Source organism: Candidatus Binatota bacterium (assembly GCA_012960245.1).
Taxonomy (GTDB): domain Bacteria; phylum Desulfobacterota; class Binatia; order UBA1149; family UBA1149; genus UBA1149.
In genome coordinates, this window is the sequence record DUBO01000050.1 from 154275 (window position 1) to 173773 (window position 19499).

At 64.6% G+C, this 19499-nt stretch carries 18 protein-coding genes and 1 tRNA gene; 10 read left to right on the forward strand and 9 right to left on the reverse strand.

Annotated features, from left to right (window positions below):
* Window positions 1–23 precede the first annotated feature (23 nt).
* The 4 genes from ileS to EYQ35_09485 all read left to right on the forward strand — a co-directional run bounded on the left by ileS (window position 24) and on the right by EYQ35_09485 (window position 4450).
* On the forward strand, window positions 24–2777 hold the full coding sequence (gene ileS / locus EYQ35_09470; GenBank protein ID HIF64365.1) for an isoleucine--tRNA ligase: 2754 nt from the start codon (window positions 24–26) through the stop codon (window positions 2775–2777).
* A complete protein-coding gene (lspA, locus tag EYQ35_09475; GenBank protein ID HIF64366.1) occupies window positions 2774–3250 on the forward strand; it encodes a signal peptidase II in 477 nt (158 codons plus the stop codon). The genes ileS and lspA overlap by 4 nt, the downstream gene beginning before the upstream one ends.
* 130 nt (window positions 3251–3380) lie before the next feature.
* The gene (locus EYQ35_09480) at window positions 3381–3707 is read left to right on the forward strand and encodes a hypothetical protein (protein ID HIF64367.1); all 327 of its coding nucleotides are present in this window, start codon (window positions 3381–3383) and stop codon (window positions 3705–3707) included.
* A complete protein-coding gene (locus EYQ35_09485; GenBank protein HIF64368.1) occupies window positions 3704–4450 on the forward strand; it encodes an OmpA family protein in 747 nt (248 codons plus the stop codon). The genes EYQ35_09480 and EYQ35_09485 overlap by 4 nt, the downstream gene beginning before the upstream one ends.
* Window positions 4451–4532: 82 nt before the next feature.
* Here EYQ35_09485 and glnA read toward each other — a convergent pair whose 3' ends face one another.
* The 9 genes from glnA to priA all read right to left on the reverse strand — a co-directional run bounded on the left by glnA (window position 4533) and on the right by priA (window position 13878).
* On the reverse strand, window positions 4533–6002 hold the full coding sequence (gene glnA / locus EYQ35_09490; protein HIF64369.1) for a type I glutamate--ammonia ligase: 1470 nt from the start codon (window positions 6000–6002) through the stop codon (window positions 4533–4535).
* A 174-nt stretch (window positions 6003–6176) separates the two neighbouring features.
* Entirely contained in the window at window positions 6177–6515 is a 339-nt protein-coding gene (locus EYQ35_09495; protein ID HIF64370.1) for a P-II family nitrogen regulator, read from the reverse strand.
* A 279-nt stretch (window positions 6516–6794) separates the two neighbouring features.
* Entirely contained in the window at window positions 6795–7598 is an 804-nt protein-coding gene (locus tag EYQ35_09500; GenBank protein HIF64371.1) for a J domain-containing protein, read from the reverse strand.
* Window positions 7599–7631: 33 nt separating this feature from the next.
* Window positions 7632–7708: transfer RNA gene (locus EYQ35_09505), tRNA-Pro, on the reverse strand.
* Between the two features lie 75 nt (window positions 7709–7783).
* Complete coding sequence (gene rpe / locus EYQ35_09510; GenBank protein ID HIF64372.1) at window positions 7784–8431, reverse strand: ribulose-phosphate 3-epimerase; 648 nt, start codon at window positions 8429–8431, stop codon at window positions 7784–7786.
* Between the two features lie 79 nt (window positions 8432–8510).
* Complete coding sequence (gene rsmB, locus EYQ35_09515; GenBank protein ID HIF64373.1) at window positions 8511–9830, reverse strand: 16S rRNA (cytosine(967)-C(5))-methyltransferase RsmB; 1320 nt, start codon at window positions 9828–9830, stop codon at window positions 8511–8513.
* Complete coding sequence (locus tag EYQ35_09520) at window positions 9820–10851, reverse strand: methionyl-tRNA formyltransferase (protein HIF64374.1); 1032 nt, start codon at window positions 10849–10851, stop codon at window positions 9820–9822. Before EYQ35_09520 ends, rsmB begins: the two co-directional genes overlap by 11 nt.
* Before the next feature lie 4 nt (window positions 10852–10855).
* Window positions 10856–11392 carry a peptide deformylase gene (gene def / locus EYQ35_09525; protein HIF64375.1) on the reverse strand — a complete coding sequence of 179 codons (537 nt, stop codon included), beginning with the start codon at window positions 11390–11392 and terminating at the stop codon, window positions 10856–10858.
* Between the two features lie 59 nt (window positions 11393–11451).
* On the reverse strand, window positions 11452–13878 hold the full coding sequence (gene priA / locus EYQ35_09530) for a primosomal protein N' (GenBank protein ID HIF64376.1): 2427 nt from the start codon (window positions 13876–13878) through the stop codon (window positions 11452–11454).
* A gap of 82 nt (window positions 13879–13960) precedes the next feature.
* On the opposite strand from priA, the gene EYQ35_09535 reads away from it, so the two are divergent.
* The 6 genes from EYQ35_09535 (at window position 13961) to aroQ (ending at window position 19493) form a co-directional block, all read left to right on the forward strand.
* Window positions 13961–14617, forward strand: a complete 657-nt coding sequence (locus tag EYQ35_09535; GenBank protein ID HIF64377.1) for a hypothetical protein — start codon at window positions 13961–13963, stop codon at window positions 14615–14617.
* Window positions 14601–16052 (forward strand): hypothetical protein, encoded by a 1452-nt coding sequence (locus EYQ35_09540; protein HIF64378.1) that lies wholly within the window; start codon window positions 14601–14603, stop codon window positions 16050–16052. Before EYQ35_09535 ends, EYQ35_09540 begins: the two co-directional genes overlap by 17 nt.
* An 80-nt stretch (window positions 16053–16132) precedes the next feature.
* The gene (gene aroC / locus EYQ35_09545; protein HIF64379.1) at window positions 16133–17296 is read left to right on the forward strand and encodes a chorismate synthase; all 1164 of its coding nucleotides are present in this window, start codon (window positions 16133–16135) and stop codon (window positions 17294–17296) included.
* Window positions 17293–17871: a shikimate kinase gene (locus EYQ35_09550; protein HIF64380.1), complete on the forward strand. Its 579-nt coding sequence runs from the start codon at window positions 17293–17295 to the stop codon at window positions 17869–17871. Before aroC ends, EYQ35_09550 begins: the two co-directional genes overlap by 4 nt.
* Window positions 17868–18977 (forward strand): 3-dehydroquinate synthase, encoded by a 1110-nt coding sequence (gene aroB, locus EYQ35_09555; GenBank protein ID HIF64381.1) that lies wholly within the window; start codon window positions 17868–17870, stop codon window positions 18975–18977. Before EYQ35_09550 ends, aroB begins: the two co-directional genes overlap by 4 nt.
* A gap of 33 nt (window positions 18978–19010) precedes the next feature.
* On the forward strand, window positions 19011–19493 hold the full coding sequence (gene aroQ, locus EYQ35_09560; protein HIF64382.1) for a type II 3-dehydroquinate dehydratase: 483 nt from the start codon (window positions 19011–19013) through the stop codon (window positions 19491–19493).
* The last annotated feature ends 6 nt before the right edge of the window (window positions 19494–19499 follow it).

Genomic DNA, 19499 nt, shown 5'->3' on the forward strand with positions numbered 1-19499 from the left:
CGGCCCTCCTGCGGCTAAAGGCGATGGACTACAAGGACACACTCAACCTCCCGAGCACTTCGTTTCCCATGCGTGCCAAGTTGCCACAGCGGGAGCCCGAGTTGCTCAAGCGTTGGCAGGAGGAGGGGCTCTGGCAGCAGATGCGACAGCTGCGGGAGGGCTCCACGCCCTTCCTGTTTCATGACGGTCCGCCTTACGCCAACGGTAACATCCACGCGGGCCATGTTCTGAACAAGGTGCTCAAGGACATAGTGGTCAAGTATCGGCACCTTGCCGGCTTCCGGGTCTCGTTTCGTCCCGGCTGGGACTGCCACGGATTGCCCATAGAGCTGGAGGTCGAGAAAAAACTCGGCCGCAAGAAGAGAGCGGATACCAGCCGCGTTGAAGTACGGCAGCTGTGCAGGGATTACGCCCTGGACTGCGTTGACCGCCAGCGCGAAGACTTCAAGCGCCTGGGCATACAGGCCGACTGGGACAATCCGTACCTTACACTGGACAAGGCCTACGAGGCTGACGAACTGCGCGAGCTTGCACACCTGGCTGACTCGGGTGCGTTGTATCACGGGAGGCGTCCGGTCCACTGGTGCTCATCCTGCCGCACTGCCCTGGCCGAGGCCGAGGTCGAGTATTCGGATCACAGTTCGAGGTCGGTTTATGTTCGCTTTGCGTTTGCCGGTGCGACCGGTGACTTGCAGGCGCTGGTCGAAGAGGGGCTGGGCGTTGCCATCTGGACCACCACGCCGTGGACCTTGCCCGCCAACCTCGCCATCTGCGTGAACCCCGGTTTTGATTACGTCGTCGTAGACGCGCCCGGCGGCCCCCTGCTGGTCGCCGAGGGCATGCTCGAGCAGTTACGCGAGGTGTTGGGCCTGGGTGCCACGCGCGCCACCATCGCCGGCCGCGAACTGGAGGGCATGACGGCTCGCCATCCCTGGCTGGACCGGGATTCGCTGCTCGTGCTCGGCGACCACGTGACCCTGGAGGCCGGAACCGGCTGCGTGCACACGGCCCCCGGGCACGGCCACGACGACTACGTGGTAGGCCGTCGTTATGGGCTGGAGGTCTACGCGCCGGTAGACGCTGCCGGTTGTTTTACCTCCGAGCTACCCGAGCTGGAGGGCAAGCACGTCTTCAGCGTCGATGACACGGTGGTCGAGATCCTGCAGGCTGCCGGCGCCCTGCTGGCCGAAGAAACCATACAGCACAGTTATCCGCACTGCTGGCGCTGCCGGCGACCGATAATATTCAGGGCCACCGACCAGTGGTTCGTGTCGATGGACAGTATTCGCGAGCGCGCTCTCGAATGCGTGGACGAGGTGAAGTGGATACCGTCGTGGGGACGGGATCGCATACACGGCATGATAGCCGGCCGACCTGACTGGTGCCTGTCGCGACAACGGGCCTGGGGCGTACCGGTTCCCGCCCTGCACTGCACTGATTGCGGGCAGGCCACCTGTGACGGCGATGTCGTCAGGCACGTGGCCGATCTCTTCGAGGAGGAGGGCTCTGACGCTTGGTTTACGCGGGACATCGAGGACCTGCTTCCCGCGGGCTTCGCCTGCCCGTCCTGCTCGGGCACGAACTTTGAGCGCGACAACGACATCCTCGACGTATGGTTTGATTCGGGCTCGAGCTTCTCCTCGGTGATGGAGCGCGACCACGGCGAGGGGACCGTTTCGGACCTGTACCTCGAGGGAAGCGACCAGCACCGGGGCTGGTTTCATTCTTCCTTACTCACCAGCGTGGCCACGCGCGACCGTGCGCCTTACCGCGCGGTGTTGACGCACGGCTTCCTGCTCGACGGAAAAGGTCGCAAGCAGTCCAAGTCGCTCGGTAACGTGGTCGAGCCGGCCAAGGTACTCAAGCAGTACGGCGCTGACATCATGCGCTTGTGGGTTTCGTCGGAGGACTACCGCGACGACGTGAGCCTGTCGGATGAAATCCTCAAGCGGGTCTCCGACTCCTACCGCAGGATACGCAACACTGCGCGCAACCTGCTGGGGAACCTGCACGATTTTGACCCCGTGGCCGACGCCGTTGCCTGGGACGACATGGACGATCTCGACCGCTGGGTGCTGGCGGAGCTGCACGGTTTCGTGGACCGTTGCCGGGGGGCTTACGAGGGCTGTGAATTTCACGTCGTCTACCGCGAACTCAACAATTTCTGCAGCGTCGAGCTGAGCTCCCAGTACTTCGACATCGTCAAGGACCGGCTCTATTGCGGGGGACGCGATTCGCGCGAGCGGCGCAGCGCGCAGACCGCTATGCGCTCTGTGCTGGAAACCCTTACAGTGCTGGTTGCTCCGGTGTTGTCGTTTACTGCCGAAGAGATATGGGGCCAGATCCCGGGCAACGATGACGCGGCGAGCGTTTTCATGCAGGATTTTCCCGTGCCTGACGAGAACTGGAACAACGAGATGCTGCTCATGCGCTGGCAGGCCACCTGGACGGCGCGGGCAGCCGTGACGCGCGCGCTGGAAGAGAAACGCCAGGCCGGCGATATCGGTCACTCGCTCGACGCGAGCGTGGTGCTGGCGGTGCCGTCCGCCGACTTCGAGTTGCTTGAGCAGGTTGGCGAAGAAACCCTGGCCGCGGTGATCATCGTATCGCAACTGGAGTTGATCCGTTCGGATGGAGACGACACGCGGGTGGAAGTGGCCGCGGCGCGAGGTGGCAAGTGCGCCCGCTGCTGGAATTACGATGAGCTGGTAGACGAGGGTGACGACACGAAGTTGTTGTGTGGTCGTTGCGGCGATGTGGTCGCCTCGATCGGATGACTGCCCGCGCCGTCGGCTTGTTGGCCGCAACCGTCCTGCTGCTCGACCGCCTGACCAAGATGCTACTGCTCGAGTATCTTCCGCGCGGCGGCTACGTCGAAGTCATCCCCGGTTTCTTCTCGCTTGTCCACGTTCGCAACACCGGCGCTGCCTTCGGCTTGCTGGCCCACGACGGCTGGACCTGGCGCAGCGTTCTGCTGTCGGTAGTGGCCGCGGCGGCCGTGATCGGCTTGGGCTGGCTGGTTTCCAAGGTGCCCGTGGAGCGCAGGGCCTACAGGGCATCGCTGGCGGCCATCATGGGTGGCGCGTTGGGAAACCTCTGGGACAGGGTCGCGCACGGCGCGGTACTCGATTTTGCAGACTTCTACCTGGGCGCGTGGCACTGGCCGGCCTTCAACGTGGCCGACAGTGCCATCAGCGTGGGCGTGGTGGTGCTGCTTTGGTGTACCTGGCGCGAAGGACCGACTGCCTGATCTACTGGTGCGCCCGGCCCCCGGCGTCACTCCAGCGGGAAGGGCTGTTGACGATCCGGGCTTCGGCTGGAACCATGTGCACAGGGCGCTCGGCCAGAGTGTCGCCCTTTTGTCACCATTGGAGGAAAATATGTACACAGGAAAATTTGCAGCCTTTTCATTGGCGATGGTCTTTGTCGCCGCCTGCGCGTCGGGCCCTCTTACCCAGCGCGAAAAAGGGACCATCACCGGGGCGCTGCTGGGAGCGGGGACCGGTGCCATCATCGGTAACCAGGGTGGCAACGCAGCCGAGGGTGCGGCCATCGGGGCTGCGCTCGGGGCGCTGAGCGGGGCCAGGGCCGGTGATCAGCAGCAGCGACAGAGCGAGGATCTCGACGGGCTTGAGCGCAAGCTGGACGAGCAGGAGCGCGAAATCGAAAACCAGAAACGCCAGATAGAAGAGCTGGAGGCGCGATGAGATCAGCCCAGGTAAAAGGTTCTCAGCTATCCAGGCTGCGCTTGCTTGCGGTTCTTCCCGCGATCGCCCTCCTGCTGGCTTCCTGCGCGTCGGGGCCGGCCACCCAGCGCGAAAGGTCTACCGCCACCGGGGCGCTGATCGGCGCCGGCGCCGGCGCTATCATCGGCAACCAGAGCGGTGACGCGGCCGAGGGTGCTGCCATAGGTGCCGCATTGGGTGCCTTGACGGGTGCCGCCGCGGGAGACCAACAGCAACAGGCCCGCCAGCGGGGCCAGCGAATCCAACGCCGCCTGGCGGCCCAGGAGCGCGAGCTGGAGCGCAATCGTCGCCTGCTGGCCAGGCTCAGGGCACGCGACCTCTCGGCGACGGAGTCTGACCGTGGCGTCGTGGTTACCTTGCCCGACGTATTGTTCGAGTTCGGTAGTTCATCGCTCACCCGCGCGGCCAAGCGCAAGACCAGGGACGTGGCCGACATCGTGAGTGCCGAGGCTCCGGGCCGCCGCGTGATGGTTGAGGGGCACACCGATTCGATCGGGGCTGCTCTGTACAACCAGGGTCTCTCTGAACGCCGTGCCCGCGTGGTCGCGGAGTCGCTGTCTACGCATGGAGTTTCGCCGGCGCTGGTCAAGGCGGGCGGCTACGGCGAAAAATACCCGGTGGCGCCAAACGCCCACCCGGACGGCAGCGACAATCCCACGGGACGCGCGCGCAACAGGCGAGTTGAGGTAGTTATCCTCAACTGACAACCGGGAGCAGCCCGCAAAAAAAAGGGCCGCCCCAGTGGGGGCGGCCCTGCGTATTCCAAGCCTGTTGGTCCTTGACGACTCAGCCGTCGTAGTACAGGGCCAACTCCCAGGGATGCGGACGCAGCTTCATGTCGGTGACCTGGGCCTGCTTCATGTCGATCCAGGTCTCAAGCAGGCCCTCGTTGAACACGTCGCCCTTGAGCAGGAAGTCGTGGTCCTTGGTCAGGGCCGCCAGCGAGTCTTCGAGCGAAGAGGGCACGCTTGCTACCTTTGCCTTGCGAAGCTCGGCCTTTGACAGCGAGTAGATGTCCTTGTCCAAGGGCTGTCCCGGGTCCAGTTTCCGCTCGATGCCGTCCAGTCCCGCCATCAGCATGGCCGCAAACGCCAAGTAGGGGTTGGCCATCGGGTCTGGAAAGCGAACCTCAATGCGCTTGGCCTTGGGTGAAGGCGAGTAGGTCGGGATTCTCACCGCGGCTGAGCGGTTGCGGCTCGAGTAGGCCAGGTTGATCGGAGCCTCGAAGCCCGGCACCAGCCGGCGGTAGGAGTTCGTGGTCGGGTTGGTGAACGAGCACAAGGCCGGTGCGTGTTGCAGTATGCCGGCTATGTAGTGCATGGCGGTCTTCGACATGCCCGCGTACTCGTTACCGGCGAAGGTCGGCTTGTTGCCCTTCCAGATCGACTGGTGGGTGTGCATGCCGGTACCGTTGTCTCCAAACACGGGCTTGGGCATGAACGTGGCCGTCTTGCCGTTGCGGCGAGCTACGTTCTTGACGACGTACTTGTACCAGAGCAACGCGTCGCCCATTGGTACCAGCGGCAGGCGGTAGAGGTCTATCTCTGCCTGGCCGGCGGTCGCCACTTCATGGTGATGCTTCTCGACGTGCAGGCCCACTTCTTCCATGGTCTGTACCATCTCGGTGCGCAGGTCGCTCATGCTGTCGACCGGCGAAACCGGGAAGTAGCCTTCCTTGTAGCGTGGCTTGTGGCCCAGGTTCTGGCCGCCGTCCTCGCCGGTGTTCCACTGGCCCTCGACCGAGTCGACTTCGTAGAAGGCCGAGTTTTCGGTCTGGTCGTAGCGAACGCTGTCGAAGACGAAGAACTCGGGCTCGGGGCCGAACACAGCGTCGGAGCCCAGTCCGGTGGACTTCAGGAAGTTGACTGCTTTCGCACCGATGTAGCGGGGGTCCCTGTCGTAGGGCTCCCGCGTCATCGGGTCTTCGATGTTGCACACCAGTGACAGCGTGGGTCGCTCAAAGAACGGGTCGATGACCGCGCTGTCGGGGTCCGGGATGACCAGCATGTCGGAGTTGTCGATGGTCTTCCAGCCGCGGATAGAAGATCCGTCAAAGCCCAAGCCGTTCTCAAATACGTCTTCTTCGAACTCGCTCAGTGGGGTCGTGAAGTGCTGCCAGGTTCCGGGAAGGTCGCAGAACTTGTAGTCGATCATCTCGACGCCGTTCTTCTTTGCATTGGCGATGACCTTGGCGCCCGCCGATGCCTTTGCAGCCGACCTGCTCTTTTTTGTCTGGGTTTTCTTTTTCGTTGCCATGTCGGGGTGGTTCTCCTTAAGCGCTTAGTGTTGCGATGCTGGCCTCGTGCATTCGGCGGGGCCGTGGGGGTCGTTCAAGTCTGTATAGTCCAAAGCGGTAACATTAAAAAACGGGCCGGCACATGACCGACCCGTCCGGGGATCCCTCGTGAATGCTTCCCCGTACGAGTTTGGCTACAGGGCTTCCTCTCCACGCTCGCCGGTTCGGATGCGAATCACTTCGCTTATGTCGGATACGAAGATCTTGCCGTCACCGATTCTTCCGGTCTTGGCGGTCGAGGCTATGGTTTCAACCACGCTGTCTACCTGATTGTCGCTGATTATGACCTCGATTTTCACCTTGGGCAGAAAGTCTACGACGTACTCGGCTCCACGGTACAACTCGGTGTGGCCGCGCTGACGCCCGAACCCCTTTACCTCGCTCACGGTTATTCCCTGGACGCCTACGCCACCCAGGGCTTCTTTTACTTCGTCCAGTTTGAACGGCTTAATAATTGCTTCGATTCTTTTCATTTTTCATGGCCTCCAGTCAGCAGGGGCGCTCTCCGTTCCAAGCGGCGTATATTAGTCAATAGACCCGGTGTGTAAAGGGAGTGAGCAGTATTTTTTGCCGTCCTGGACAAGGATACCGCCACGGCTCGCTCCTCAGCACCGCACCCCTTGTTAGCAAGGCCGGTGCCAGACCTCTCGAGCCGGCGATCCACGCCAACCGTGGGTTCTTTTCAGCAGGAGGTGCTGAGGAGCGGCCTTCGGCTGCACGAAAAACCGGCACTGCACGTGTCTTGGGCAGGTTCAGGAGGCCAATCCGGCTTCTTTGAGAGTCTGCCAGGCCGCGTTTATGTCTTTCATTCGGCGTTCGGCCAGGTCCCGGAACTCCGGGCCCAGCTGGCGGACCCTGTCGGGGTGATTCTCGAGCGAAAGGTTGCGCCATGCTGTCTTGATCTGCTCGGCCGAGGCGTTTCGATCCTGCCCCAGCGTGGCCAGGGCCCGGTCTACCTGTGATTCGTGGTCGGCCCGCGCCTGCCCGGCCCCGCCGGCGTAAGCTCCAGCTCCAGCAAAGGCGCCCAGGCCCAGGAGATTGACCACCTGTTCGAGAAAGAGTTGTTCGGGCTCGCTGACCTCGCCGTCTGCCCTTGCGACCTCGCCCAGTAATTCGAGCAACATCAGCCTTTCGCGTAACCCGAAGCGGTTGGAGAACTCGTGGCACAGAGATTCAACCGACTCCTGGGAGCTGGCCGCATCCTTGATGAGGTCGCGGATCCACAGCAGCCGTTCGTCTCGGTAGCCGAGCCGATGGTGGAAGAACTCGCGTATTACGCTGACTTCACGGCGGTCGAGATTGCCGTCCACCTGCGCCATGCGGGTCATGAGGGCGACCAGCAGCTCAACGAAGCGGTTGTGGGCCTCGGTCTGGCTCTTCGTGTAGAACTCGACCGCACGGTGGCGTAGCCACCAGCTTATGGCAGCCCCGGCTACTCCTACTACCACCACGAAGGCCAGCAGCAGGCGCAGCACGCCTATGAGTAGCGGGGATCCTCCCACCAGCAGCAACAGCAGGGCGATCCAAAGACACCCGAGGTTTCCCCTGTAGCTCATAGTCTAAGCCGCTTTTTTCCGCCGGAAACAAAGTGGTCGGGGTGAGAGGATTTGAACCTCCGGCTCCTGCGACCCGAACGCAGTACTCTACCAGACTGAGCTACACCCCGAACTAGAAACCGGGAAACGAGGGTGGAATACCACGCCCACCGCCAAAAGCGAAGCCCGTAGGCAGGGGGGTCTTGTCAGGCGGCGTGCATGGCGGCGATGGTCTCGCTGTAATCGGCGGCGCCGAATATCCCGGATCCCGACACGACCACGTCAACGCCGGCTTCTACGACCCTCGAGATGTTGTCGGCTTTTACGCCACCGTCGACTTCAAGCAAGCATTTACTGCCCGTTTTCTTCTTGAGATCGCTCAGGGTTTGCAGCTTGGGCAGGGAGTTTTCCATGAAACTCTGACCACCGAAACCGGGCACCACGCTCATTATGAGTATCATCGCCGCCCTCTCGATCCAGGGCGAGACGGCTTCTACCGGTGTTGCAGGGTTGATGGCCAGCGACGCACGGCAGCCGTGGCTTTCTATGGCCGACAGGGCGGCTTCGACGTCGTCGACAACTTCGCAATGCACGGTGATCCAGTCGGCTCCCGCCCGGACGAAGGACTCGACGAAATCAAGGGGTTTTTCGACCATGAGGTGGACGTCCAGCGGCAGCTCGGTGGCCTTGTCCAGGGCCCCCACCAGGTCGGGGCCCAGGGTGAGGTTGGGTACGAAGTGGCCGTCCATGACGTCCACGTGGATGAGGTCGGCACCGGCCAGTTCAACCGCGCGGGCTTCTTCGGCCAGGCGACCGAAGTCGGCGGCGAGTATGGATGGAGCGATAAGGGCCATGCGCGTTTATACGGATCGTGTCCGGGACGGGCAAACGCCGGTCGCTGCCCGCGGCGTCGCGGCTGCCTGAAGGCCGGTCTCAGCGACGGCGCAGCCGCGCGGCAAAGAAGCCGTCGCAGCCGTGCAGGTGAGGAAAGGTACGAAGCCGCCCGCGGGCATCGAGCAGGGGCTGCAGGCAGGCGGCTGCCTCATCGTTGGCCACCGGTTCGGTGAAGTCGTCGTTCTCGGCCAGGAAACGGTCTACCACTGCGTCGTTTTCGGCGTCCACCAGTGTGCAGGTCGAGTAGACCAGCACCCCGCCCGGAGCAACGCGCTCGGCGGCGAGCTGCAGTAGCTCGCCTTGTCGGGACGCGAGGTCGGCGAGGTCCGACGGCTGTCGTCGCCAACGTATTTCAGGGTTCTGCCTCAGGGTTCCCAATCCCGAGCAGGGCGCGTCGACCAGTACGGCGTCAAAATCGTCGTCCGTGTCGAGCTGCCGCAACGTGCAGGCGTGGAATTCCACGTTTTCCTGTCCGCTGGCCTCCAGGGTCAAGGCCACGCGGGATCGGGCTCCACGAGCCGGGTCGACTGCAATCACGTGCCCATTTTCGCCGCCCGGTCCCTGGCCTGCCAGGCGTGCCGCGTAGGCGGTTTTACCACCGGGCGCGGCGCAGGCGTCGAGCACGCGCTGCCCGGGTCGGGGGTCGAGATACAACACGACCAGCTGCGAGGCCTCGCCCTGGGACACGGCTATGCCACTCCAGTCCCCGGTGTTGAGAGCCAGCAACGCGTCGGGGGCGTAGTGCGCAGCTGTTGCCTCTACCCCGCGCGCGGCCAACTCGGCCAGGGCCTGTTCACGTGGCAGCAGGCAGCGCAGCACGGTGGGCGCGGCCGTGTTGTTGGCCGCCAGCAACGCAACGGTCTCGTCTTTACCGAGCTGGTCGAGCCAGTCCTGCACCAGCCACCGCGGGTGCGAGTATTCCAGCGACAGTCGTGCCGCTGTTCCCACCCTCGCGGCATCGGGCAGCGCTGGAGCGCCCTGTCGTATGGCCCTGCGGAGCACGGCGTTGACCATGCCCGCGGCGCGGCGCTGGTGGCGACGCGCGAGGTCTACCGAACTGTTGACCGCGGCCCACTCGGGTACGCGGTCGAGGTGGCGCAGCTGGAACAGCCCGAGCCTGATGGCTTCGAGCACCGGAGCATCGATGGCGCTGAGCTTGCGGTTCGAAAGCGTTTTTATCTCGTGGTCCAGTGCCAGGCGCCAGGCCAGCGATCCGTATACCAGCAGCGTGGCCAGTGCGCTGTCACGTCGGTCGAGCTGGTCGAGCTCCAGCTGACGGGACAGGGCGGCGTCGGAGAAGGCGCCCACGTTTACCCGCAGCAACACCTCCAGGGCCACCGATCGTGAATCAGCTTTCATCGCCCAGTTGTGATGGTTGGCTGGACGGTCCCAGCCCGCGCAGCCAGGAATCACAGTCCATGGGTTTTTTGCCCTCGGGCTGTACGCGCAGCAGTCTCAGTGCGCCCCGGCCGCAGGCTACCAGCAGCCCCCGCTCCCATGACAGCACGCGCCCGGGTTCGCCCGCCGCCGCGTCGGTGGTGGCAGCCCCGGCATCGGCCATGATCTCTACGCTCAGCACTTTCAGGCGCCGGTCGCCCAGGGTGGTAAAAGCCCCGGGCCGGGGATGGAAGGCGCGCACCTGTCGATCGATCTCGACCGCGTCTCGGCTCCAGTCCACACGCATGTCTTCGTTTTGCAGCGCCGGGGCCCAGCTGGCCAGCGAGTCGTCCTGGGGGGTCCAGTCGGCCGTGCCGTTGGCTATACGCTGCACTGCCCGCTCGAGCAGGCGGGCCGAAAGATCAGCCAGCGTTGCGCGCAGTTCTCCACCGTCGGTCTGCCCGCTGAGCGTTACTTTCTCGGTCAACAGCACGTCGCCCTCGTCGAGTCCGGCGTTGACCCGCATGATGCTCACCCCGCTTTCGCTGCGGCCCTCCATTATGGCGCGCTCTATGGGTGCGGCTCCACGCAGGTGGGGGAGCAGCGACGCGTGGGCGTTGATGCAGCCCAGCCGTGGCAGCTCGAACAAGGAGGCCGGCAGTATCCTGCCGTAGGCCACCACTACGCCGAGGTCGGGGCGCAGGTCGCGGAGCCGGGAGTGGACGCCGGCGTCGGCCGGATCGGTGGGCTGCAACACTTCTATTCCGTGCCTGAGGGCGAGTTCCTTGACGGCCGGTTGCCGCAGCTTGCGGCCTCGCCCACTGGGCCTGTCGGGGCGCGTGAGCACGGCCACTACCCTGTGCGGCCCGGCCAGCAGCCGGTCGAGCGAGAGTGCCGCAAAGGGCGGTGTTCCCATGAACAGCAGGCGCAGGCTGCCGTCGGGATCGGGGGGCGGCTGTTCGTCGGCCGCGGCTATGGGTTTTGCCTGCAAGGGTTCGCCCACCGTTTCAGATGCGTGGCACTCCGTCGTCGGGCAGCTCGCCGCTGCGTTTAATTTTCTTCAGCCGCTTGCGATACAGGCTCCGCTTCAGCGGCGACAGGTGATCGAGAAAGAGTTTGCCGTCGAGGTGATCTATCTCGTGTTGGAGGCACACCGCTTGCAGCCCGGTGGCCTCGATGCGGACTTCTTCCTGGTCCACGCTCCAGCCGCTCACCAGCACCCTAGCCGAGCGTTGCACCTCGGCGGTGTAGTCCACCACGCTCAGGCAGCCTTCTTCCCAGGTGATGTCACCCTCGGCTTCGACGACCTCGGGGTTGACCAGGCACAGGGGTGCCAGTCCACGGTTCTCACTGTCGGTGTCCACCACGATGGCGCGCTCGAGCAGGCCCACCTGCGGCGCCGCCAGGCCGATTCCGTTTGCCGCGTACATGGTTTCGACCATGTCGGCCACGTAACCCGCTACCCGGCCGTCTATCTGGGCTACGCGCTCGCTCGTGCGCGTGAGCAAGGGATCGGGGAAGGTGTGAATACTGAGTATCGCCACGCGCGAGATAAACCGCAGAAAATCTGCACTTGCAAGGGTTTACCCCGCCTCCCGGGCTGCTAGAGCATGCTCACCGGGTCGACGTCTACCGACATGCGCACGTTGTCCTGCCGGCAAGGGTCTTTGAGTACGTCGCGTATCCAACCGGCTGCCGCAGCCGTAGTGGCGGCCGACGGGGCGCGCAGCTGCAGCACGAAGCGCCAGCGACCGCGCAGGCGCTCGAGCGGGGCCGGTGCAGGTCCGCGGACTTCGAGCTCGCTCATCTCGCGCGCAGCCGACACCGCCAGCCCGGCCGCTCGCTCGGCCATCAGCGAGGCGGCGCCCTGCTCGGGGGATTCAAAACGCAGCATGACCATGCGCGACCAAGGGGGGTAGCCCAGTTCTTCGCGCTCGGCCAGCTCGGACTCGATGAAATCGGTGTAGCGGTGCTCCAGCGCCAGCAGTACCGCCGGGTGATCGGGCTGGTAGGTCTGCAGCACCACCCTGCCCGGTTTTTCCCCCCGCCCCGCCCTGCCTGCCACCTGTGACAGCAACTGGAAGGTACGCTCGGACGCGCGAAAATCCGGCAGGCCCAGGGTCATGTCGGCGTGTACGACTCCCACCAGCGTGACCCCCGGCGCGTCGTGCCCCTTGGCTATCATCTGGGTGCCGATGAGTACGTCGAACTCACCGCGTCGCCAGCGCGACAACATCGACTGCCCGGCTCCCCGGCGCGAAGTAGTGTCGCGGTCCATGCGCTCAACGCTTGCCTCGGGCAGCAACAGGGACACTGCGTCCTGTAGCCGCTGTGTGCCCAGGCCCTGGCCGCTGAGCCCGTCGGCACCGCAGGACGGGCAGCATGACGGCGGTGGTTTTATGGTGTCACAGTGATGGCAGCGCAGCTCGTGGCGATCGCGGTGAAGCGTCAGCCTGACACTGCAGTTACTGCAGTTCACCGCTTCCCCGCAGGCCCAGCACTGCAGCTGTGAGGCGTAGCCGCGGCGATTGAGAAAGAGCAGGGTCTGGCCGCCTTCCTCGGCGTTGCGTTTCATGAGGTAGCCCAGTCGATCGGATATGCCGCCCATTTTTTCGAGGTCGCGACCGCGCAGGTCCACCGTTTCGATGACAGGCATCGGCCGTTTGAGTATCCTGTGCGGCAGGCGCAGGTGGCCATAACGCTGCTCGTTGGCGTTGCGCCAGGTTTCGACCGAGGGGGTGGCCGATCCGAGCACCACCGGACAGCCGGCCATGCTGGCCCTCACGATGGCAACGTCGCGTCCGTTGTAGCGCACGCCGTCTTCCTGTTTGTACGACCCGTCGTGTTCTTCGTCGACCACCACGAGGCCCAGCTCGGCGATGGGTGCGAGCACTGCCGAACGTGCGCCGACCACGATGCGGGCCTCGCCACGCGCCACGCGGCGCCACTGGTCCCAACGGCGCCCGGCTCCGAGCTCGCTGTGCAGCACCGCCACCGTGGGCCCGAAACGAGCTACCAGGCGCGACACCAGCTGGTGGGTCAGCGATATCTCGGGCACCAGCACCAGCGCGCTTCGGCCCAGGGCCAGGGTGGCCGCCACCAGTTGCAGGTAGACCTCGGTTTTGCCGCTCGCGGTTACGCCCTCGAGCAAAAAGCTGCGGTAGCTGCCCAGTGATTCGCTCACCGCTGCTACCGCGGCGGCCTGCTCGTCGTTGAGCTCAACGCGCTTGTCTACCTCGCTCTCCGCGTCGTGTTCGCGGCAGAGCTCTTCCCGGCTGACCTCGACCAGCCCGGCTTTCTCGAGCGGGCTCAGCTTGTCACGCGGGGAACCGAAAAGTTCGGCCAGCTCGGCCAGGGTGGCGCGCCGCGCCGGGGTATCACGAAGGTGCTGGTAGAGTTGCAGTCGCACCGGTGCGCGGCTGCAGAGCTGCTCGGCCATTTCATCGTCGGCCTTGAGCAGGCGCACTACCGTTCGATACTGTTCGCTCACCTTCGCCGATTGCAGCAACTGCTCGACCTTGACCGCGCCGTGTTTCTCGAGCGTGGACACGACGGCGCGCAGCGAGCGACTTCCGGTGGCGCGCTCGAGCGAGGGCAGCTCCATGGCCTCGCCGCTCGACCGCAGCGCTTCGACAACCGCTCGTTGGGTAGGCGTGGATGCCTTGTCAGCGTCGAGCAGGCTGACGGTGGCTATGGAGGAGGAGGTGAGCCCCTTGCCCAGGGCCAGCGACACCACTTCGCCCAGGCTGCTGAGGTAGTAGTCGGCCATCCAGCGCGACAGCTTCAGGAGCTCGGGGGGAAACACCGGCTTGTCATCGGTGACTTCGCTGAGATCGCGGCATTTTATTCCTGCCGGAGCTTGCGTCTCGAGCGCTGTTACCAACGCGGTTACCTTTCGCCGTCCCAGCGGTACCAGCACGCGCACGCCAGGCTGCACGCGCTCGGCGAGGGACGCGGGCAGCGAGTAGCTCAGCGTGTCGATTCCGGGCACCGGCGGTAAGGGCACCACCGTGACCCAGCCGGGGCTCACCGTATCGCCTGCTCGTCCTCCAAGCGGGGCTATTACAGCTGAGTCGTTGACGGGGGCGGGGTCTGGGGTGGAAGCTGCCAAGGTGGCTTTTTGTAACTTCGAACGATGGAAACATCCACGCCGGGCCGTATTCTGGCACCTGTCCCGTTCGGGATTGGTGGCCGCGGTGATAGAGGCTGCCGACGAGGAGCCGCTTTTACTGGCCTGCGCGGATGCGCAGGGGAGCCTCGGCTGTGCCGATTCAACCGCTCGTGGGCTGCTGGTTTGTCCCGGAATAGCCGAGTTGGCGCTGCTGTTGCGGGCCGCGGGGTTGCCGCAGGTAGCCGCCTTGTCGGCCGACTGCGGAGCGTTTGTCAGGGTGGCGGGCTCCGAGAGCAATCGAGCTGGGGCGGGCGACCTCGCCCCGGGCGCGGTGGAGGTGCGGCTGAGCGCTGCTGCGGGGATGGTGGCTGGCGGCCCCGAAGAGCTGGTAGCAACAGCGCCCCGGCAACTGGTCGCCGGCGTAAAAACATTGTTCTCGGCCTGCGGGCTCAGGCTGGTTGAGCTGGGACTGGCAGAGATCGCGGCCGACAACCTGGCCGAGCTCTCGCCACCGGGTAACGGCGAGACCGTCGATCCGCTGATGGCGGTTTCGGTGGCACCGGGCTGCGAAGAGCAGGCCGGCCAACTCGGCTCAAGACTGGTCGTGCCGGTGGGACTGGCCCTGGGGAGGATGGGTTTCGATGCCACGACGGGTTGACCTGTTAGCCGGGCTCGGCCGTCGCGACACGGGTCCCGGTGGAGTTGTCGGTGGAGGCGGCCAGCCTTTGTCGCGCAAGTGGTTGTTGCTGGGCTTTCTGTCGTTGTTGCTGGTGGCTTGGCTGGCCTGGCCGGTGTCGGTCGAGCCTCCGGGGGTAGTGGCATCGGCGGCTGCACCGGCAGCTTCATCGGCCTTGGTATCGACCGCTCCGGCTGTCGCAGCCGGAGCGCTGGCCGGCGCAGTTGAAAGTCGGACGCTGGAGTACTGGCTGAGGGAAATAGCTGTCGGAGCCGAACTCGAGTTGGTACTCGACCCTGGCCTGGCGGCCGGTGAAATGGTGGCCAGTGTTTCCACCGCCGACTGGCGGCACAGGCTCGAGGCATACGCGCGCGTGGCCGGGTTCGCCTACCGGGTGGACAACGGGATACTCGAGGTAGGGGGCAGTGCTTCCCGGATGGAGGCGCGGCTGGCGGCGGGTGGCTCCCAGCAGGAGCTTTCTCGGGGCGGGCCCAGCGAACAGCCACCCGCGCCCGCGCCGGGGGTCGAGAGGGTGTTGCCGTTGGGTTTTGCGCAGGCGGACAAGCTCGCCGCTGTGCTTGCCGGGGTGGTAGACAAAAGCTCGGCCCGGCTGATAGCCGAGCCCCGCTCCAACAGCCTCATCCTTCGGGGCGAGGCCACCGAGCTGGCAAAACTCGAGAGGCTGGTCGGACTCGTGGACAAACCCAGGCAGGGCTTTCTGCTCGAGGCGCGCATCGTCGAGCTCTCGAGTACCGCGCGCGACGAGCTGGGCGTGCAGTGGAACGTGAGTGGTCGGGTTGGTGCCGGCATGGATTTTCCGTCGCCTTCGGCCGGCGGATCTTCGGCTGCGCTCACCGTTGCCACCACGGCCGCGGGGCACGCCATCGAGGCAAGGCTGGGAGCGCTCGAGGCCCAGGGAAGGGTGAGAATCGTATCGCGACCCAGGGTCATGATACTCGAGGGCGGCCGCGCCCGTATAGAGAGCGTGCGCGTGCTCAGGGTCCGGCTGCCCGACAGCAACTCGGTAGTAACCGGGGCAGTGGAGGGCCAGGCGCAGGCCAACCGCAAGGCTGTCGAAGAAATACGGGTTGGTGTCAGCATGCTGGTAAAGCCGCGCCTGCTCGGCGATGGTCGCGTGCTGCTCGATATAGAGGCGCGCTCGAGCACCCTGGGCGCGCCGCAGCCCCCCGATGGAATACCCGAGGAGTTGAGTCGCATGCTCAGCGCCGAGGTTGTGGTGGGGGATGGCGATACCGCCATACTGGGGGGTCTCAGGCGCGAGGGAAGCAGCTCCAACGGCGCCGGTCTGCCCTTGCTGTCGAGGGTGCCGGTGCTCGGCGCTCTCTTCGGCCGCCGCGAGGAGGAGAAGAAGAGCGAGGAGTTATTGATACTGGTGACCCCCCGGCTGCTGTCTTGAACCCGGGGGCCGCGGGACTCCTGGGCACGGCTAGCGCACAGAATAGTTCCCTCTTCGGCCTACTATGCTAAGTTGGCGACATGCTTCGCTTTCTTACAGCCGGCGAGTCCCACGGGCCCTGCCTGACCGTGATAGTCGAAGGTTTGCCTTCGGGTTGTACTGTCAGCGTGGAGGCAATCGACCAGCAGCTGGCCCGCCGCCAGCTGGGTTACGGGCGTGGCGGGCGCATGAAAATAGAGAAAGATCGGGCCGGTATCCGTTCGGGGGTGCGCTGGGGCGAGACCCTGGGCAGTCCCGTAACCCTGGTGGTCGAGAACCTCGATTGGAAAAACTGGACCAAGAAAATGTCAGCCGACCCTGCCGATCGCGACCCCTCGCTGGCGGTGACCCGTCCGCGCCCGGGGCACGCCGATCTCGCGGGCAGCCTCAAGTACGACCACGAGGACGTGCGCAACGTGCTCGAGAGGGCTTCTGCCCGCGAGACCACTGCGCGGGTGGCCGCGGGTGGCCTGGTGCGGCAGTTGCTCGAGCATTTCGGTGTGGCCGTGATGGGCTACTGCAGCGAAATAGGCGGGGTGACGGCTGACCACTCGGGCATGATACCCGAAAAGATATTCGCAGCAGCTGAGAATTCGCAGGTGCGCATGGCCGATGCCGACGCCGAAAAGCGAGTGATCGAACTGATAGATGACTGCCGTAAAGACGGCGACACCCTGGGTGGAGTCGTCGAGGTCTGCGTAACCGGCCTGCCGGTGGGGCTCGGCAGCTACGTGCACTGGGATCGTAAGACCGACTCGCGCCTGGCCGCCGCGCTGATGTCCATCCAGGCTACCAAGGGCGTTGAGTTCGGTGCCGGTTTTCACGCGTCGCGGGTACGCGGCTCGCAGGTGCACGACGAGATAGTGCTCACCGACGATGGCGTTGGCCGCGCGTCAAACAACTACGGTGGTGTCGAGGGCGGCATGACCTCGGGCGAGCCGCTTCTGCTCAGGGTTGCCTTCAAACCGATATCGACCCTCATGAAGCCGTTGCGTTCGGTGGATCTCGCAACCGGCAAGGAGTCGAGCGCGGCCGTGGAGCGCTCCGATGTCGTGGCGATACCTGCGGCCGCTGTCATCGCCGAGAACGTGGTCGCCTTCGAACTAGCCCGCCTGTTCCTCGAGAAGTTCGGCGGCGACTCGCTGCGAGAAATTGAACGCAACTACCAGGGCTATCTTGAGCAGGTTAAGGACAGTCTACCTTGACCCAGGTAATCTTCACCGGGTTCATGGCCAGCGGTAAATCAGCCGTCGGCAGGCGATTAGCCCGGCGTTTGGGGAGACCGTTTATTGACCTTGACCAGCAGATAGAGAAACGCGAAGGGCGCAGCATAGCCGCCATCTTCGACAGCGACGGAGAGGCCGCATTCAGGGAGATGGAGAGAGTAGCAGTGGATGCTCTCGCGGGTGAGCCCGAATCTGTGATAGCTACCGGCGGCGGCACCTTCGTGGACCCGGTCAACCGTGGTCGCCTGCGAGAACTGGGCGTGGTGGTGTACCTCGCGACCGGCCTGGAAACCATCATCGAACGGGTGTCGCGCAACGATAAGCGGCCGCTGGCTTCGGGCGAGGGTGCAGAGCAGAAGATTCGCGACCTGTGGCAACAACGACTACCGGTGTACGGCAAGGCCGACATCATGATCGAGACTGAAGGGCTCACGGTGGACCAGTCGGCTGCCCGGGTGCTGCGCATGGTCGCGCCCTGGCTCAAGGTAGAATCGCTCGCGAGAAAAAGGGCCGGTACCGGTGACGGCAGCGAGCCGGAGCGCGACGCAAAATGAACGAACCCTTACAGGTGACCGTGCAACTGGGCACTCGCTCCTACGACATACGCGTGGGCGAAGGGCTGCTGTTTTCCTGTGGCAGCGCTGTGGCTGGGTTGGAGAATATTTCGCGGGCGATACTGGTCACCAACCCAACCGTGGACGCGCTCTACGGCGACACTGTGCGCGAATCGTTGGAGGCCGCTCCGGGGATCGAGTCCCCGGTGGGGACAGTGGAGATAGCCGACGGTGAAGAGCACAAAACCCTGGCCACAGTGGAGGGCATTTACGACCGGGTGCTCAAGCTCGGGGGTGATCGAAACGCGGTCGTGATCGCGCTCGGCGGCGGGGTGGTCGGCGACGTGGCCGGTTTTGCGGCGGCCACGGTCCTGAGGGGACTGCGCGTTGTCATGTTGCCCACCACTCTATTGGCGCAGGTTGATTCGTCGGTCGGAGGCAAGACAGGGGTGAACCGGCCTCAGGGAAAAAACCTGGTGGGGGCGTTTCACCAGCCGTCGCTGGTGCTGGCCGACACGGCTTGCCTGTCCACGCTTTCGGGTCGCGAGTACAGCGCCGGGCTGGCCGAGGTGGTCAAGCATGGCGTTATAGCCGACGCCGAGTTGCTCGAGTTGCTTGAACAGAAAACCGACGCGGTCCTGGCCAGGGACCCGGCCGTGATGTCGTCGATAGTCGCGCGCAATTGCGCGATAAAGGCCGACGTGGTTTCGCGTGACGAGACCGAGAACGGCCTGCGGAGGATCCTTAATTTTGGCCACACGGTGGGGCACGCGCTGGAGCGGCTGACAGACTACAAGCGTTATGTTCACGGCGAGGCTGTATCGATAGGCATGGTAGCGGCGGCGCGGGTGTCGCTGCAGCAGGGGGCCTGTGATGCGGCCTTCGTTGAACGGCTTGAATCCCTGCTCGGCAGCCTGGGCCTGCCGACGTCTCTGCCCGCGGGCCTTGATCGCGAGGCGGTCGCGGGCGCGGTGGTGCATGACAAGAAAGCTTCTGGCGACGGCGTGGTGTTCATCCTGACTGAGGGCGCGGGCTCATGTCGACAGCAGCTGCTGGACCCCGCTGATATCGTGGCCGCCATGGGAGATAGCGTGGCGGGTGTTTGAAGGTATCGCCGGGCGGTGGCAGACAAGAGAGTGATGGCAGCGGCATCGAAAACCTCGAAGGGCAGAAAAAGGTCTGACCCCGGGACCGTGCTCGTAGTGCACGGCCCCAACCTGAACCTGCTGGGAAGTCGAGAACCCGAGCTCTACGGCAGTGCGACCCTCGCCGACATTGACAGCGCCCTTGGCGTGTTGGCCGGCGAGCTGGGCCTGGCGATAGAGTCGTTCCAGTCCAACAGCGAGGGAGAGCTCGTGACTGCCTTGCAGTCTGCCCGCGGGCGCGTGGCCGGCGTGCTCGTCAATGCGGCGGCTTACACCCACACCAGCGTCGCCATACGCGACGCCGTTCTGACACTGGAGTTGCCGGTGATCGAGGTGCACCTGTCCAACATCCACCGCCGCGAAGAGTTCAGGCACAAGTCCTTGCTGTCGGATGTCGTGGGCGGGGTTGTGCTGGGGTTCGGCATGGACAGTTACCTGCTGGCGCTTCGTGGCCTGGCGGGGATACTCGCGGACTGATTTCTC

Excerpts from the sequence above, each read along its gene's own strand:
- ileS (HIF64365.1), top strand. The coding sequence starts at position 24 with ATGGACTACAAGGACACACTCAACCTCCCGAGCACTTCGTTTCCCATG.
- EYQ35_09540 (HIF64378.1), top strand. The coding sequence starts at position 14,601 with ATGCCACGACGGGTTGACCTGTTAGCCGGGCTCGGCCGTCGCGACACG.
- aroC (HIF64379.1), top strand. The coding sequence starts at position 16,133 with ATGCTTCGCTTTCTTACAGCCGGCGAGTCCCACGGGCCCTGCCTGACC.
- rpe (HIF64372.1), bottom strand. The coding sequence starts at position 8,431 with ATGGCCCTTATCGCTCCATCCATACTCGCCGCCGACTTCGGTCGCCTG.
- glnA (HIF64369.1), bottom strand. The coding sequence starts at position 6,002 with ATGGCAACGAAAAAGAAAACCCAGACAAAAAAGAGCAGGTCGGCTGCA.
- aroB (HIF64381.1), top strand. The coding sequence starts at position 17,868 with ATGAACGAACCCTTACAGGTGACCGTGCAACTGGGCACTCGCTCCTAC.
- lspA (HIF64366.1), top strand. The coding sequence starts at position 2,774 with ATGACTGCCCGCGCCGTCGGCTTGTTGGCCGCAACCGTCCTGCTGCTC.
- EYQ35_09485 (HIF64368.1), top strand. The coding sequence starts at position 3,704 with ATGAGATCAGCCCAGGTAAAAGGTTCTCAGCTATCCAGGCTGCGCTTG.
- aroQ (HIF64382.1), top strand. The coding sequence starts at position 19,011 with ATGGCAGCGGCATCGAAAACCTCGAAGGGCAGAAAAAGGTCTGACCCC.
- rsmB (HIF64373.1), bottom strand. The coding sequence starts at position 9,830 with ATGAAAGCTGATTCACGATCGGTGGCCCTGGAGGTGTTGCTGCGGGTA.
- EYQ35_09480 (HIF64367.1), top strand. The coding sequence starts at position 3,381 with ATGTACACAGGAAAATTTGCAGCCTTTTCATTGGCGATGGTCTTTGTC.
- EYQ35_09500 (HIF64371.1), bottom strand. The coding sequence starts at position 7,598 with ATGAGCTACAGGGGAAACCTCGGGTGTCTTTGGATCGCCCTGCTGTTG.
- EYQ35_09495 (HIF64370.1), bottom strand. The coding sequence starts at position 6,515 with ATGAAAAGAATCGAAGCAATTATTAAGCCGTTCAAACTGGACGAAGTA.